The 13266-nt window shown below is 68.8% G+C and carries 13 protein-coding genes; 11 read left to right on the forward strand and 2 right to left on the reverse strand.

The features are described 5' to 3' along the window. The first annotated feature begins 332 nt into the window (after nt 1-332). From VP06_RS22040 to glpK, 11 genes are all read left to right on the forward strand, one after another. Entirely contained in the window at nt 333-1148 is an 816-nt protein-coding gene (locus tag VP06_RS22040) for a DeoR/GlpR family DNA-binding transcription regulator (RefSeq protein ID WP_048465935.1), read from the forward strand. A 134-nt stretch (nt 1149-1282) separates the two neighbouring features. Continuing rightward, the gene (gene glpD / locus VP06_RS22045; RefSeq protein ID WP_048465947.1) at nt 1283-2830 is read left to right on the forward strand and encodes a glycerol-3-phosphate dehydrogenase; all 1548 of its coding nucleotides are present in this window, start codon (nt 1283-1285) and stop codon (nt 2828-2830) included. A gap of 25 nt (nt 2831-2855) precedes the next feature. Beyond that, on the forward strand, nt 2856-3941 hold the full coding sequence (locus VP06_RS22050) for an ABC transporter ATP-binding protein (protein WP_048465936.1): 1086 nt from the start codon (nt 2856-2858) through the stop codon (nt 3939-3941). A 14-nt stretch (nt 3942-3955) separates the two neighbouring features. Continuing rightward, complete coding sequence (locus tag VP06_RS22055) at nt 3956-5050, forward strand: ABC transporter ATP-binding protein (RefSeq protein WP_048465937.1); 1095 nt, start codon at nt 3956-3958, stop codon at nt 5048-5050. After that, nucleotides 5047-6021 (forward strand): carbohydrate ABC transporter permease, encoded by a 975-nt coding sequence (locus tag VP06_RS22060; protein ID WP_048465938.1) that lies wholly within the window; start codon nt 5047-5049, stop codon nt 6019-6021. The genes VP06_RS22055 and VP06_RS22060 overlap by 4 nt, the downstream gene beginning before the upstream one ends. Continuing rightward, on the forward strand, nt 6021-6818 hold the full coding sequence (locus VP06_RS22065) for a carbohydrate ABC transporter permease (RefSeq protein WP_048433526.1): 798 nt from the start codon (nt 6021-6023) through the stop codon (nt 6816-6818). Before VP06_RS22060 ends, VP06_RS22065 begins: the two co-directional genes overlap by 1 nt. Nucleotides 6819-6831: 13 nt before the next feature. Beyond that, complete coding sequence (locus VP06_RS22070; protein ID WP_048465939.1) at nt 6832-7113, forward strand: DUF2160 domain-containing protein; 282 nt, start codon at nt 6832-6834, stop codon at nt 7111-7113. A gap of 76 nt (nt 7114-7189) precedes the next feature. Further along, nucleotides 7190-8935 (forward strand): ABC transporter substrate-binding protein, encoded by a 1746-nt coding sequence (locus tag VP06_RS22075; RefSeq protein WP_048465940.1) that lies wholly within the window; start codon nt 7190-7192, stop codon nt 8933-8935. A gap of 95 nt (nt 8936-9030) precedes the next feature. Then, complete coding sequence (locus tag VP06_RS22080) at nt 9031-9270, forward strand: type II toxin-antitoxin system Phd/YefM family antitoxin (RefSeq protein ID WP_048465948.1); 240 nt, start codon at nt 9031-9033, stop codon at nt 9268-9270. Then, nucleotides 9267-9701, forward strand: coding sequence for a type II toxin-antitoxin system VapC family toxin (locus VP06_RS22085; RefSeq protein WP_280950235.1), 435 nt, complete (start codon nt 9267-9269; stop codon nt 9699-9701). The genes VP06_RS22080 and VP06_RS22085 overlap by 4 nt, the downstream gene beginning before the upstream one ends. Before the next feature lie 132 nt (nt 9702-9833). Beyond that, nucleotides 9834-11327, forward strand: a complete 1494-nt coding sequence (glpK, locus tag VP06_RS22090; RefSeq protein ID WP_048465942.1) for a glycerol kinase GlpK — start codon at nt 9834-9836, stop codon at nt 11325-11327. A 213-nt stretch (nt 11328-11540) separates the two neighbouring features. Here glpK and VP06_RS22095 read toward each other — a convergent pair whose 3' ends face one another. Together VP06_RS22095 and VP06_RS22100 are read right to left on the reverse strand one after the other, a co-directional pair. Next, nucleotides 11541-12407, reverse strand: a complete 867-nt coding sequence (locus VP06_RS22095; RefSeq protein ID WP_048465943.1) for an NAD(P)-dependent oxidoreductase — start codon at nt 12405-12407, stop codon at nt 11541-11543. A gap of 120 nt (nt 12408-12527) precedes the next feature. Continuing rightward, nucleotides 12528-13266: ABC transporter substrate-binding protein (locus VP06_RS22100; RefSeq protein WP_048465949.1), on the reverse strand; the 739-nt coding region annotated here is incomplete at its 5' end.

The raw sequence follows: 13266 nt of genomic DNA on the forward strand, positions 1-13266 counted from the left end.
ACGACCGGCCGTCACCCAGGCGAACACACGTGTCGCTTGGCTCTGATCCGACGTCTGGACGATTCGGTCCGGACGTCGGATCGCCAGCCCGCGCGGTGGAACCGTCGGCTCCACGCGCCTGAGCGAAGCCGATGGCCGCATCGCGAAGCGATCAGGGCGACCTCCGTCTCCGAGAAACATACCAAACATTGGTATTTTGCCAGCCGGACGGTCCGGCCAGGCGCAGTGTCGAATGGTCCGTCGCGATTGCGCCCGGTCCCGCTTGCCCCGACAATGACAACCCCGCGACCCCGCGCGGGCAAGAAGCGCCCTTCGCGGGCAAGACGTAAGGCATGCGCGTCGTGATCGACCAGGTTTCCCAGCGCCAGCAGGACATCCTCGCCCTCGCCCGCCTGCACGGCCGGGTCAGCGTCGAGGACCTGGCGGCGCGGTTCGAGGTGACGCCGCAGACGATCCGCAAGGACCTGAACGAATTGTGCGACAGCCGGCTCCTGTCGCGCATCCATGGCGGCGCCGTGGTGGCCTCGGGCGTCGAGAACGTGTCCTACGAGGCCCGCCGCCTCGTCGCCCATGGCGAGAAGCGGGCGATCGGCGCGGCGGCGGCCCGGCTCATCCCCAACAGCGCATCCCTGTTCATCAATATCGGCACCACCACCGAGGAGGTGGCGCGCGCCCTCGGCGACCACGAGGACCTGCTCGTCATCACCAACAACCTCAACGTCGCGACCCTGCTCTACCGCCACCCGAAGATGAACCTGATCGTCGCCGGCGGGCCGGTGCGGCGGGCCGACGGGGCGGTGATCGGGTCGGCGGCGGTCGATTTCATCAATCAGTTCAAGGTCGATTACGCGGTGATCGGCGCCTCGGCGATCGACGAGGACGGCACCCTGCTCGATTTCGATTACCGCGAGGTGCGGGTCGCCCGCGCCATCATCGAGAATGCCCGCCGGGTGATCCTGGTCGCCGACAAGCTGAAGCTCGAACGCTCGGCGCCGATCCGGGTCGGCCACCTGCGCGAGCTGGATTATTTCGTCACCGACACGCTGCCCTCCGCCGCCTTACGCGAGATGTGCGCCGCGCACCGCGTCGCGCTGGTCGAGGCGGGCGCCGAGGCAGGAGCGCAGGACACCCCCGACGCCGCCGCGTGAGGCGAAACCGAAAGCTTTCGACTTTCGTTCGCACCTTCCTGCTTTCGGTTTCGCTTGCCTCCACGGGCGGTCCTGGCTAGGGTCACGCCACGATGCGAACGAACGAGCCGAACGGCTCCAACAGGGAGGTGGCCTTGGCCCCCAGGCGCCAGCAGCCCGGCGACGAGCGCGGGGTGTTCGACCTCGCGGTGATCGGCGGCGGCATCAATGGCTGCGGCATCGCCCGCGACGCGGTCGGCCGCGGCGCCTCCGTGGTGCTGTTCGAGCAGAACGACCTCGCCAGCGGCACCTCCTCGACGTCCACCAAGCTGATCCATGGCGGCCTGCGCTACCTGGAGCATTACGAGTTCCGCCTGGTCCGCGAGGCCCTGATGGAGCGCGAGGTTTTGTGGGGCATGGCGCCCCACATCGTCTGGCCCCTGCGCTTCGTGCTGCCCCACCATGCGGGCCTGCGCCCCGGCTGGCTCCTGCGCCTGGGCTTGCTGCTCTACGACAACCTCGGCGGCCGCAAGCGCCTGCCCGGCACCCGCACCCTCGACCTCACCCGCGATCCCGCCGGCGAGCCGCTGAAACCCGGCTTTCGCCGCGGTTTCGAATATTCGGATTGCTGGGTCGAGGATTCGCGCCTCGTGGTGCTGAACGCCCGTGACGCCGCCGAGCGCGGCGCGATGATCCGCCCGCGCACCCGGGTCCTCACCGCCGCCCGCGCCGGGGGCCTGTGGGACCTGACCGTCGAGGACCGCCAGACCGGCGCCCGCGACAGCGTGCGGGCGCGGACCCTCGTCAACGCCGCCGGTCCCTGGGTCGCCAACGTGCTGACCGGCGTGGCGCGGGCCAATTCCCAGGAGGGCGTGCGCCTCGTCCAGGGCAGCCACATCGTGGTGCGCCGCCTCTTCAAGCACGACCGCGCCTACATCTTCCAGAACGCCGACCAGCGCATCATCTTCGCGATCCCCTACGAGCGCGACTTCACCCTGATCGGCACCACCGACCGCGACTATACGGGCGACCCCGCCGAGGTGAGGGCGAGCGAGGAGGAGATCACCTATCTCTGCGCCGCCGCGAGCGAGTATTTTCGCGATCCGGTCAGCCGCGACGAGGTGGTGTGGACCTATTCGGGCGTGCGCCCGCTCTACGACGACGGCGCCTCGAAGGCTCAGGAAGCCACCCGCGACTACGTGCTGACGCTCGACGCGCCGGAGGGCCAGGCGGCGATGCTCTCGGTCTTCGGCGGCAAGATCACCACCTATCGCCGGCTCGCCGAATCGGCGCTCGACCGGCTGAAGGACCACCTGCCGGCGGCCCATAAAAGCCCCTGGACCGCGGGCGCGGTCTTGCCAGGTGGCAACTTCCCGAAGGAGAGCTACGACGACGTGGTGGCGGGGCTGGTGCGCCAGCATCCGGGCCTGCCCGAGACCCTGGTCGCCCGGCTGGTTCGGGCCTACGGCACCGACGCCCGCGAGATCCTGAGCGGTGCGCGGTCCATGGCCGATCTCGGCCGGCTCTTCGGGGCCGACCTCACCGAGCGCGAGGTGCGCCACCTGATGCGCCGCGAATGGGCCATGAGTGCCGAGGACGTGCTCTGGCGCCGCTCGAAGCTCGGCCTTAGGGTCGGCGCGGCCGAGGCCGCCGCCCTCGACGACTTCATGCGCCGCGCCGCCGCCGCCTCCAACGCGGCCTGACACAACGACAAGACGGGAGGGCGCCATGACCCTGATCCTGGAGAGCGTCACCAAGCGGGTCGGCCCCGAGACGCATATCCGCGACGTCAGCCTCGCCCTGCCGAAGGGCTCGCTCAACGTGCTGCTCGGCCAGACGCTTGCCGGCAAGACCACCCTGATGCGCCTGATGGCCGGGCTCGAAGCGCCGAGCGAGGGCCGGATCATCGCCGACGGCAAGGACGTCACCGGCTGGCCGGTGCAACGCCGCAACGTCGCGATGGTCTACCAGCAATTCATCAACTATCCGTCCCTCTCGGTCTACGAGAACATCGCCTCGCCGATGCGGGTCGCGGGCGTCGCGAGGGCCGAGATCGAGGCGCGGGTGCAGGAGGCGGCGGGGCTGCTGCGGCTCACCCCCTACCTGAAGCGCCGCCCGCTCGAATTGTCGGGCGGCCAGCAGCAGCGCACCGCCATCGCCCGGGCGCTCTGCAAGCGCGCCGACCTCGTGCTGATGGACGAGCCGCTGGCCAACCTCGACTACAAGCTGCGCGAGGAATTGCGGGAAGAGCTGCCGCGGATCTTCGCGGCGACGGGGGCCATCTTCGTCTACGCCACCACCGAGCCGGCGGAGGCGCTGATGCTCGGCGGGCGCACCGCCACCCTGCACCAGGGCCGCGTCACGCAAGTGGGTCCGACGCCGGACGTCTACCGCCGGCCCGACGATCTCATCACCGCGAAGGTCTTCTCCGACCCGCCGCTCAACACCCTCGCCGTGACCAAGGCCGGCGGCCGGATCGCGCTGCCGACCGGCGGTCAGGTCCGGGCGACCGGCCCGCTCGCGAGCGTGCCCGACGGCGCCTACACGATCGGCTTTCGGGCCCACCATCTCGCCCTCGATCCGCTGCCGGCTGAGGCGATCGCGCTGCCGGCCACGGTCTCGGTTTCCGAGATCACCGGCTCGGAGAGCTTCGTCCATGTCGATGCCGGCGAGAGCCGCCTGATCGCCCTGGTGACCGGCGTGCGCCGGCTGGAGCCCGGCACGGCGGTGACGACCTACCTCGACCCCCGCCACGCCCTGGTGTTCGACGGAGCCGGCCGTCGAGCCGCCCTCGACCTGCCGGCGGCGGCCTGAAGGAGAGGGGATCCATGGCCCGCATCACCCTCGACCATCTCGCCCACGCCTACGGCCCGAACCCGCAGGGCCCGCAGGACTACGCGCTCAAGGAGATCGATCACGTCTGGCGCCAGGGCGGCGCCTACGCGCTGCTCGGGCCCTCCGGCTGCGGCAAGTCCACGCTCCTCAACATCATCTCGGGGCTGGTGGTCCCGACCCGCGGCCGGATCCTGTTCGACGACCGCGACGTCACCACGGTGCCGACGGAAGGGCGCAACATCGCCCAGGTGTTCCAGTTCCCAGTGGTCTACGACACCATGACGGTGCGGGAAAATTTGGCCTTCCCGCTCAAGAACCGCCGCGTCGCGCCCGCCACCATCCGGTCGCGGGTGGAGGAGATCGCCGGGCTCTTGGATCTCACCCGCGTCCTAGACCGCCGCGCCAACAACCTGACGGCGGACATGAAGCAGAAGATCTCCCTCGGCCGGGGCCTCGTGCGCCCGGACGTGGCGGCGATCCTGTTCGACGAGCCGCTCACCGTCATCGACCCGCACCTCAAATGGCAGCTCCGCTCCACTTTGAAGGAGCTGCACCGCAAGCTCGACCTGACGATGATCTACGTCACCCACGACCAGACCGAGGCGCTGACCTTCGCCGACACCGTGGTGGTGATGCATGACGGCGCGGTGGTGCAGACCGGCACGCCCGACGAGCTGTTCGAGCGTCCGGCCCACACCTTCGTCGGCCACTTCATCGGCTCGCCGGGCATGAACCTGCTGCCGGCGCACGTCGCGGGCGCGACGGCGACCGTCGAGGGTCACGCCATCCCGCTCGCGCGCCACTACCCGGACCTGCCGACGACCAAGCGGATCGAGCTCGGGGTGCGGCCCGAATACGTGCACCTCGCGCCCAGGGGCCTCGGGCTGCCCGTGCAGGTGCGGCGCATCGACGATATCGGCCGCCAGCGCCTCGCCCGGGTCGAACTGGGCGGCCGGCCCCTCGTCGCCACGGTGGCGGAGGGCCAGAACCTCGACGGGGCCGAGGCGGCGCTCACCCTCGATCCGCGCCAGATCCACATCTACGCCGACGGCGCCCTGGTGCCTGGCCAGCCGGGAGGCGCCGCATGACCAAGACCGTCAACCAGAAGGCGTGGCTCCTCGTCCTGCCGGTCTTTGCCGTCGTCGCCTTCTCGGCGGTGCTGCCGCTGATGACGGTGGTCAACTATTCGGTCCAGGACACGTTCGGGAACAACCAGTTCTTCTGGAACGGCCTCGGCTGGTTCCAGGAGCTGCTCGATCCCGCGAGCCAGTTCGGCGAGCGATTCTTCGATTCGCTGTGGCGCAATCTCCTGTTCTCCGCGATCATCCTGGCGATCGAGGTGCCGCTCGGCATCGCGGTGGCGCTGTCGATGCCACGGGAGGGCCGCTCGGTCGCGTTCTGCCTCGTGCTGATGGCGCTGCCGCTCCTGATCCCGTGGAACGTCGTCGGCACGATCTGGCAGGTCTTCGCCCGGACCGATATCGGGCTCCTCGGCGCGACCCTCAACGCGATCGGCATCGACTACAATTACGCCGGCAGCGCGCTCGCCGCCTGGGTCACCATCGTGACCATGGATGTCTGGCACTGGACCAGCCTCGTGGCGCTTCTGTGCTATGCCGGTCTCAAGTCGATCCCCGACGCCTATTACCAGGCCGCCCGCATCGACGGCGCGAGCCAATGGGCGATCTTCCGCACCATCCAGCTGCCGAAGATGCGCCGGGTCCTGCTGATCGCCGTGCTTCTGCGGTTCATGGACTCGTTCATGATCTACACCGAGCCCTTCGTGCTCACCGGCGGCGGCCCCGGCAACGCCACGACCTTCCTGTCGATCGATCTCGTCAAGCTGGCGCTGGGACAGTTCGATCTCGGCCGGGCGGCGGCGATGTCGCTGGTCTACAACCTGATCATCCTCAGCGTCTGCTGGGTGTTCTACACCGTGATGACCAACGTGGACGCCGGCAACCGCACGGTGCTGACCGAGAGCGACCCGGCGGATGCCGCCGCCGCCGGCAGCCTGCCCCCCGCCACCTCCATCCCGCTCGACCGGAGGGCCGCCTGATGCGCCCGCGCCACGTCGTGATGACGCTCTACCTGCTGTTCCTGATGGTCCCGATCTACTGGCTCGTGAACATGAGCCTGAAGACCAACCAGGAAATCAACACCAGTATGACGCTCTGGCCGCATGCCATCACGTTCGACAATTACATCCGAATCTTCACCGATCCGAGCTGGTACGGCGGTTACCTGAACTCGCTGTCCTACGTGGCGATCAACACGGTTTTGTCGATCGGGCTGGCCTTGCCGGCGGCCTACGCCTTCTCGCGCTACAGCTTCATCGGCGACAAGCACCTGTTCTTCTGGCTGCTGTCGAACCGGATGGCGCCGCCGGCGGTGTTCGCGCTGCCGTTCTTCAACCTCTACTCGGCGGTCGGCCTGTTCGACACGCCCTGGGCCGTGGCCCTCGCGCATTGCCTGTTCAACGTGCCGCTGGCGGTGTGGATTCTCGAAGGCTTCATGTCCGGCGTGCCCCGCGAGATCGACGAGACCGCGGCGATCGACGGCTATTCCTTCCCGCGCTTCTTCGTAAAAATCTTCATGCCGCTGATCGCGTCGGGCATCGGGGTTGCCGCCTTCTTCTGCTTCATGTTCTCCTGGGTCGAGCTGCTGCTGGCGCGCACGCTGACCTCGGTCGATGCGAAGCCCATCGCCGCCACCATGACCCGCACGGTCTCGGCCGCCGGCATGGATTGGGGCCTGCTCGCCGCGGCGGGTGTGCTCACCATCGTGCCGGGCGCCCTCGTGATCTGGTTCGTGCGCAACTACATCGCCAAGGGCTTCGCCCTCGGCCGGGTGTGACGGGAGACCTCCGATGGCCGATTTCGCCTGGATGGCCTGGACCTGGCAGACCGCGGTGTTCTTCGCGGTCATCGCCGGCCTGCTCGCCCTGATGACCGCGCTGGCGGTGTGGCGCCCGGAGACCGAGCAGGTCGGCATCCTGCGCATCCCGACGACCCGCGGCGACCGGTTGTTCCTGACGCTGGTCGGGGCCGCCTTCATCAACCTTGCCTGGCTCGGCCTCGTCGGCCCGAGCCTCGAATGGGCGCTCGCGCTCTCGCTCGTTTACGGAGCGGTGATGTTCCGCTTCGCGTAGAGACGACCCGTCGCCACGTCCGGCATCCAGCCGGCACCAGACGGGCCGACAACCACCTAAAGGGAGGACAACCACGATGAAACGCCACGGATTGCTGACGGCCGCGAGCGCGCTCGTCTTGAGCCTCGCCGCCGGCCACGCCTTCGCCGGCATGGAGGAGGCCAAGCGCTGGGTCGACACCGAGTTCCAGCCCTCGACCCTGTCGAAGGACGAGCAGCTCAAGGAGATGCAGTGGTTCGTCGATGCGGCGAAGCCCTTCGCCGGCATGGAGATCAACTTCGTCTCCGAGACCATCACCACCCACGAATACGAGGCCCGCACCCTCGCGAAGGCGTTCACCGAGATCACCGGGATCAAGGTGCGCCACGACCTCCTCCAGGAGGGCGACGTGGTCGAGAAGATCCAGACCCAGATGCAGTCGGGCAAGAACATCTACGACGGCTGGATCAACGATTCCGACCTCGTCGGCACCCATTTCCGCTACGGCCAGACCGTGGCGCTGTCCGACTTCATGACGGGTGAGGGCAAGGACGTCACCTCGCCGACCCTCGACCTCGACGATTTCATCGGCAAGTCCTTCGGCACCGGCCCGGACAACAAGCTCTACCAGCTTCCCGACCAGCAATTCGCCAACCTGTACTGGTTCCGCTACGACTGGTTCACCCGGGCCGATCTCAAGCAGAAGTTCAAGGCCAAGTACGGCTACGAACTCGGCGTGCCGGTCAACTGGTCGGCCTACGAGGACATCGCCGATTTCTTCACCAACGACGTGAAGGAGATCGACGGCGTCAAGGTCTATGGCCACATGGACTACGGCAAGAAGGACCCGTCGCTGGGCTGGCGCTTCACCGATGCGTGGCTGTCGATGGCCGGCAACGGCGACAAGGGCATCCCGAACGGCAAGCCGGTCGACGAGTGGGGCATCCGCATGGAGGGCTGCCGCCCGGTCGGCTCCTCGATCGAGCGGGGTGGCGACACCAACGGCCCGGCGGCGGTCTACTCGGTGACGAAGTACGTCGAGTGGCTGAAGAAGTACGCCCCGCCGCAGGCCGCCGGCATGACCTTCTCGGAGTCTGGCCCGGTGCCGTCGCAGGGCAACGTCGCCCAGCAGATGTTCTGGTACACCGCCTTCACGGCCGACATGGTCAAGCCGGGCCTGCCCGTGATGAACCAGGACGGCACGCCGAAATGGCGCATGGCGCCCTCGCCGAAGGGCCCGTACTGGAAGGACGGCATGAAGCTCGGCTACCAGGATGCCGGCTCGCTCACCCTGCTGAAGTCGACCCCCCTCGACCGCCGCAAGGCGGCCTGGCTCTACCAGCAGTTCATCGTCTCGAAGACCGTCAGCCTGAAGAAGAGCCATGTCGGCCTCACCTTCATCCGTGAGAGCGACATCTGGGACAAGTCCTTCACCGAGCGGGCGCCGAAGCTCGGCGGCCTGGTCGAGTTCTACCGGTCGCCGGCCCGCACGCAGTGGACCCCGACCGGTGTGAACGTGCCGGACTATCCCAAGCTGGCGCAGCTCTGGTGGCAGAACATCGGCGACGCCTCATCGGGCGCCAAGACCCCGCAGGCGGCGATGGACGCGCTCGCCGCGGCCCAGGACGATGTGATGGCGCGCCTGGAGCGCTCGAAGGTGCAGGGCGAGTGCGGCCCGAAGCTGAACCCCAAGACCTCGGCCGAGCACTGGTACGAGCAGGCCAAGAAGGACGGCACGCTCGCCCCCCAGCGCAAGCTCGCCGACGAGAAGCCGAAGGGTGAGACCGTCGATTACGACACCCTGATCAAGAGCTGGCCGGCTTCGCCGCCGAAGCGCGGCTGATGCCGAGGGAGCCGGGGCGCTCAAGCCCCGGCTCTCCTTTCCGCGGGCGGTCGGATTCCGCTATTCTGGCGGCCGACGCTACCACGGAGGTTGTCATGGCCTACTACTCGCTGGAAGACGCCATCGCCCGCCTGCCCGAACTCCTCGCCAAGGCGACCGAGGGCGAAGAGGTCATCATCACCCGGCTCGACGAGGACCTTGTTCAACTCGTCCCAGCCGAGCCGCGGCCGATGACCAAGGAGGAGATGGATCGCATAAAGGCGAACCAAGTCATCCCGCTCAAGCCCTTCGACTCGACGGCTCTCATCCGTCAGATGAGAGATGAGTGCTTGTGAGCCGAGTTTATTGTGACACCAACGTTCTGGTGCCAGTCATCATCCTCGAACCGCAGAGCATCCGGATCAGAACCTGGATCTCTTCGCCGGATGTGACGCCAGTCGTGTCGGACCTCGTGGTTCTGGAGTTCTCCGCCACGATCTCGCGCCTCGTCAGAGAACGGACGCTCAGTGATGCTCTCGGCCGCAATGCCGTCAGCGAGTTCGACGCCTGGCGTAAGGCCCGCGGCCGCCCGCTGACCATCACCCGGCAGATGTTCGCCCGCGCCCGCAGCATCGTCGAGGACGCCGCCCTTGGCGTGCGCGGTCCCGACGCCCTGCACCTCGCGCTCCTGCAGGTCACCGGTCTGCCCTTCGCGACCTTCGACGCACGCTTGAGCCGGGCGGCCTCCGCCTTCGGCCTCGCCACGCTGGAGCCGCCGCCCCTCTAAGCAGATTTCGCAAAAGTGGTTGCCGGTTTTGCGACAAAAATCTGCGACAAACCAAGACCCTAAGCGGACGAAGCGTTGGCTTGCCAACGCAAGTCTGATTAGATTCGCCGCAACTGCGCGAAAGAGCCTCCGATGTCCTCCCTCATCCTCGCCATCGACCAGGGCACCACCTCCTCGCGCGCCCTGCTGTTCCGGCCCGACACCTCGATCGCCGGCCTCGCCCAGGCCGAGTTCCCGCAGCATTTCCCGGCCTCGGGCTGGGTCGAGCACGAGCCCGAGGATCTCTGGCGCACGACGCTCGAGACCTGCCGGGCGGCGATGACGCAGGCCGGGGTGACGGCGCGGGACGTGGCGGCGATCGGCATCACCAACCAGCGCGAGACGACGCTGGTCTGGGACAGGCGCACCGGCGAGGCGGTGCACCGCGCCATCGTCTGGCAGGACCGGCGCTCGGCCGGCATCTGCGCCCGCCTGAAGGAGGCCGGCCACGAGCCGCTGGTGACGGGCAAGACCGGCCTGATCCTCGACCCCTATTTCTCCGGCACCAAGATCGCCTGGATCCTCGACAACGTGCCGGGCGCCCGCGCCCGGGCGGAGGCCGGTGAACTGGCCTTCGGCACCGTCGATTCGTATCTCCTGTGGCGCCTCACCGGCGGCCGGCTCCACGTCACCGACGCCACCAATGCCTCGCGCACCCTGCTCTTCGACATCCATCGCGGCGTCTGGGACGAGGAACTGATGGGGCTTTTGGGCGTGCCGGCCTCGATGCTGCCGGAGGTGCGCGATTCCTCAGGGAATTTCGGCGAGACCGACCCGGATCTGTTCGGCGCCGCGATCCCGATCCGGGGCGTCGCCGGCGACCAGCAGGCGGCGGTGGTCGGCCAGGCCTGCTTCCGGCCCGGCATGGTCAAGTCGACCTACGGCACCGGCTGCTTCGCGCTCCTCAATACCGGCGCCCAGCCGGTCGCCTCGAAGAACAAGCTCCTCACCACCATCGCCTATCAGTTGAACGGCCAACGCACCTACGCGCTCGAGGGCTCGATCTTCGTCGCCGGGGCCGCGGTGCAGTGGCTGCGCGACGGGCTCGGCGTCATCGCGTCGGCGGCCGAGACGGGCGCGCTCGCCGAGCGGGCCGACCCGGCGCAGGAGGTCTATCTGGTGCCGGCCTTCGTCGGTCTCGGCGCGCCCCACTGGGAGCCCGACGCCCGCGGCGCCCTGTTCGGGCTGACCCGCGGCACGGGACCGGCCGAACTCGCCCGCGCGGCGCTGGAGAGCGTCTGCTACCAGACCGCCGACCTGCTCGCCGCCATGCGGGCCGATTGGCCGGACGGGGAGGGGAGTGCCACGGTGCTGCGGGTCGATGGCGGCATGGTCGCCTCGGACTGGACGATGCAGCGCCTCGCCGACTTGCTGGCCGCCCCCGTCGACCGGCCGGAGGTGAAGGAGACGACGGCGCTGGGGGCGGCCTATCTCGCTGGCCTCGCCTGCGGCCTCTACCCGGAGCCCGAGAACTTCGCCGACCATTGGCGTCTGGAGCGCCGCTTCGCCCCGGCGATGGAGCCGACCTTGCGCGAGCGGCGGCTGGCGGGTTGGCGCAAGGCGGTGGGGTGTCTGGTGGGGAAGTAGAGGCGACGCTGTCGCGCTGGGATTTCCACCACACAGGGTCATCCCGGGGCTCGCCGGAGGCGAGAGCCCGGGATCCGGAATCTCAGGACGTTCAGGACAAAACGGTCAGCGTTCCGCCCGATTGTTTCTCACCTGCGGTTCCGGGCTCCGCTTTCGCGGCCCCGGAACGACAAGGAGGGTGAGACGAACGGTGTTAGACTTGCGCCGACGCTCTCACTTCTCCAGCCGGGCGATCAGGCTCGACGTGTCCCAGCGCCCGCCGCCCATGCTCTGCACCTCGGCGTAGAACTGGTCGACGAGGGCGGTCACCGGCAGCTTGGCCTTGTTGCGGCGGGCCTCGGCCAGGACAATCGACAGGTCCTTGCGCATCCAGTCGACGGCGAAGCCGAAGTCGAACTTGCCGGCATTCATGGTCTTGCCGCGGTTCTCCATCTGCCAGGAGCCGGCGGCGCCCTTGGAGATCACGTCGAGCACCGCCTCGATGTCGAGCCCGGCCTGCTTGCCGAAATGCACCGCCTCCGACAGGCCCTGAACCAGGCCCGCGATGCAGATCTGGTTCATCATCTTGGCGAGCTGGCCGGCCCCGACCGGTCCCAAAAGCCGGCAGGCGCGGGCGTAAGACGCGATCACCGGCTCGACCCGCGCGAAGGTGTCCGCATCGCCGCCGCACATCACGGTGAGCACGCCGTTCTCGGCGCCGGCCTGGCCGCCGGAGACCGGGGCGTCGATGAAGCCGAACCCGGCCTTCCCGGCCGCCTCGGACAGCTCGCGGGCCACTTCCGCCGAGGCGGTGGTGTGGTCGACGAAGACCATCCCCTTGCCCATCGCCGCGAAGGCGCCCTCCGGCCCGGTCGTGACCTGGCGCAGGTCGTCGTCGTTGCCGACGCAGGCGAACACGATCTCCTGGCCCTCCGCTGCCTCCCGGGGCGTCGCCGCGGCCCTGCCGCCATGGGCCTTCACCCACTCGTCGGCCTTGGCCTTGGTGCGGTTGTAGACCGTGACGTCGTGGCCCTTGGCGGCGAGGTGACGGGCCATCGGCCCCCCCATCACGCCGAGACCCAGAAACGCGACCTTTGCCATGCGCTCGTCCTCCCACGCCGTTATCCCGGCGATCGGCCACCGGTGTAGTGAGCCGGCCCCGCGCCCGTCAAACCAGCGCGCCGCCTCGCCACGAACGATCCCGTTCGTGAGGCGTGGCCGTCACTTCGTGTCGAACGGGATGTAGGCCGCCCGGATGCGGTCGTAGCGTCCGTCCGCGATCAGCGCGGCGAGCGCCCGCTCGAACGTCTCGCGCAGGGCGGTCTCGCCCTTGCGCAGGCCGATGCCGACGCCCTCGCCCAGCAGTGGCTCGCCCGCCGGAACCTCGCCGACGAACCGGCAGCAGGCATCGCCCTCGGGCCGGGCGAGGAAGGTGGCGAGGTCGAGCTTGTCGCCGAGCACGAGATCGACCCGGCCGGCCCGGAGATCGAGGGTCGCGTCGGCGAGGGTATCGAAGGTGTGGATCTCGGCGCCCGGCACCCGCTGTTCCAGGTAGGCAACCTGCGGCCCGTGCGCCGCCACGCCGATCGTGCGGCCCTTCAGGGTCGCCGGATCCGGATTCGGCAACGCGGTGTCCCGGCGCGCCACGTAGGCGAAGGGGATGCGGAGATACGGCCGGGTGAAGGCGATGCGGGCGGCCCGCTTCGGGGTGATCGCCATCGCCGCCATGATGGCGTCGTACTCGCCCGTCTCCAGGCCCTTGATGATGCCGTCCCACTGGTGGAGCACGATCGTGCAGGTGAGCTTGGCCTCCGCGCACAGGGCCTGGGCCAGGGCGACCTCGAAGCCCGCCGGCTTGCCGTCCTCGACGTAGTTGAACGGCGGGCGGCCGCCCTCGGTCGCGATCCGCACCGGGGAGGGGAGAGGCGCCGGAGGTGAGGGGGAGCCCTCTGGGGCGGAG

Origin of the sequence: Methylobacterium aquaticum, from assembly GCF_001043915.1 — a bacterium.
In the GTDB taxonomy this organism is placed as follows: Bacteria; Pseudomonadota; Alphaproteobacteria; order Rhizobiales; family Beijerinckiaceae; genus Methylobacterium; species Methylobacterium aquaticum.

Bases quoted from the DNA above. Each gene is read 5' to 3' on its own strand.
- VP06_RS22075 (WP_048465940.1), top strand. From the start codon at position 7,190: ATGAAACGCCACGGATTGCTGACGGCCGCGAGCGCGCTCGTCTTGAGC.
- VP06_RS22065 (WP_048433526.1), top strand. From the start codon at position 6,021: ATGCGCCCGCGCCACGTCGTGATGACGCTCTACCTGCTGTTCCTGATG.
- VP06_RS22070 (WP_048465939.1), top strand. From the start codon at position 6,832: ATGGCCGATTTCGCCTGGATGGCCTGGACCTGGCAGACCGCGGTGTTC.
- VP06_RS22055 (WP_048465937.1), top strand. From the start codon at position 3,956: ATGGCCCGCATCACCCTCGACCATCTCGCCCACGCCTACGGCCCGAAC.
- VP06_RS22060 (WP_048465938.1), top strand. From the start codon at position 5,047: ATGACCAAGACCGTCAACCAGAAGGCGTGGCTCCTCGTCCTGCCGGTC.
- VP06_RS22095 (WP_048465943.1), bottom strand. From the start codon at position 12,407: ATGGCAAAGGTCGCGTTTCTGGGTCTCGGCGTGATGGGGGGGCCGATG.
- glpK (WP_048465942.1), top strand. From the start codon at position 9,834: ATGTCCTCCCTCATCCTCGCCATCGACCAGGGCACCACCTCCTCGCGC.
- VP06_RS22080 (WP_048465948.1), top strand. From the start codon at position 9,031: ATGGCCTACTACTCGCTGGAAGACGCCATCGCCCGCCTGCCCGAACTC.
- VP06_RS22040 (WP_048465935.1), top strand. From the start codon at position 333: ATGCGCGTCGTGATCGACCAGGTTTCCCAGCGCCAGCAGGACATCCTC.
- VP06_RS22050 (WP_048465936.1), top strand. From the start codon at position 2,856: ATGACCCTGATCCTGGAGAGCGTCACCAAGCGGGTCGGCCCCGAGACG.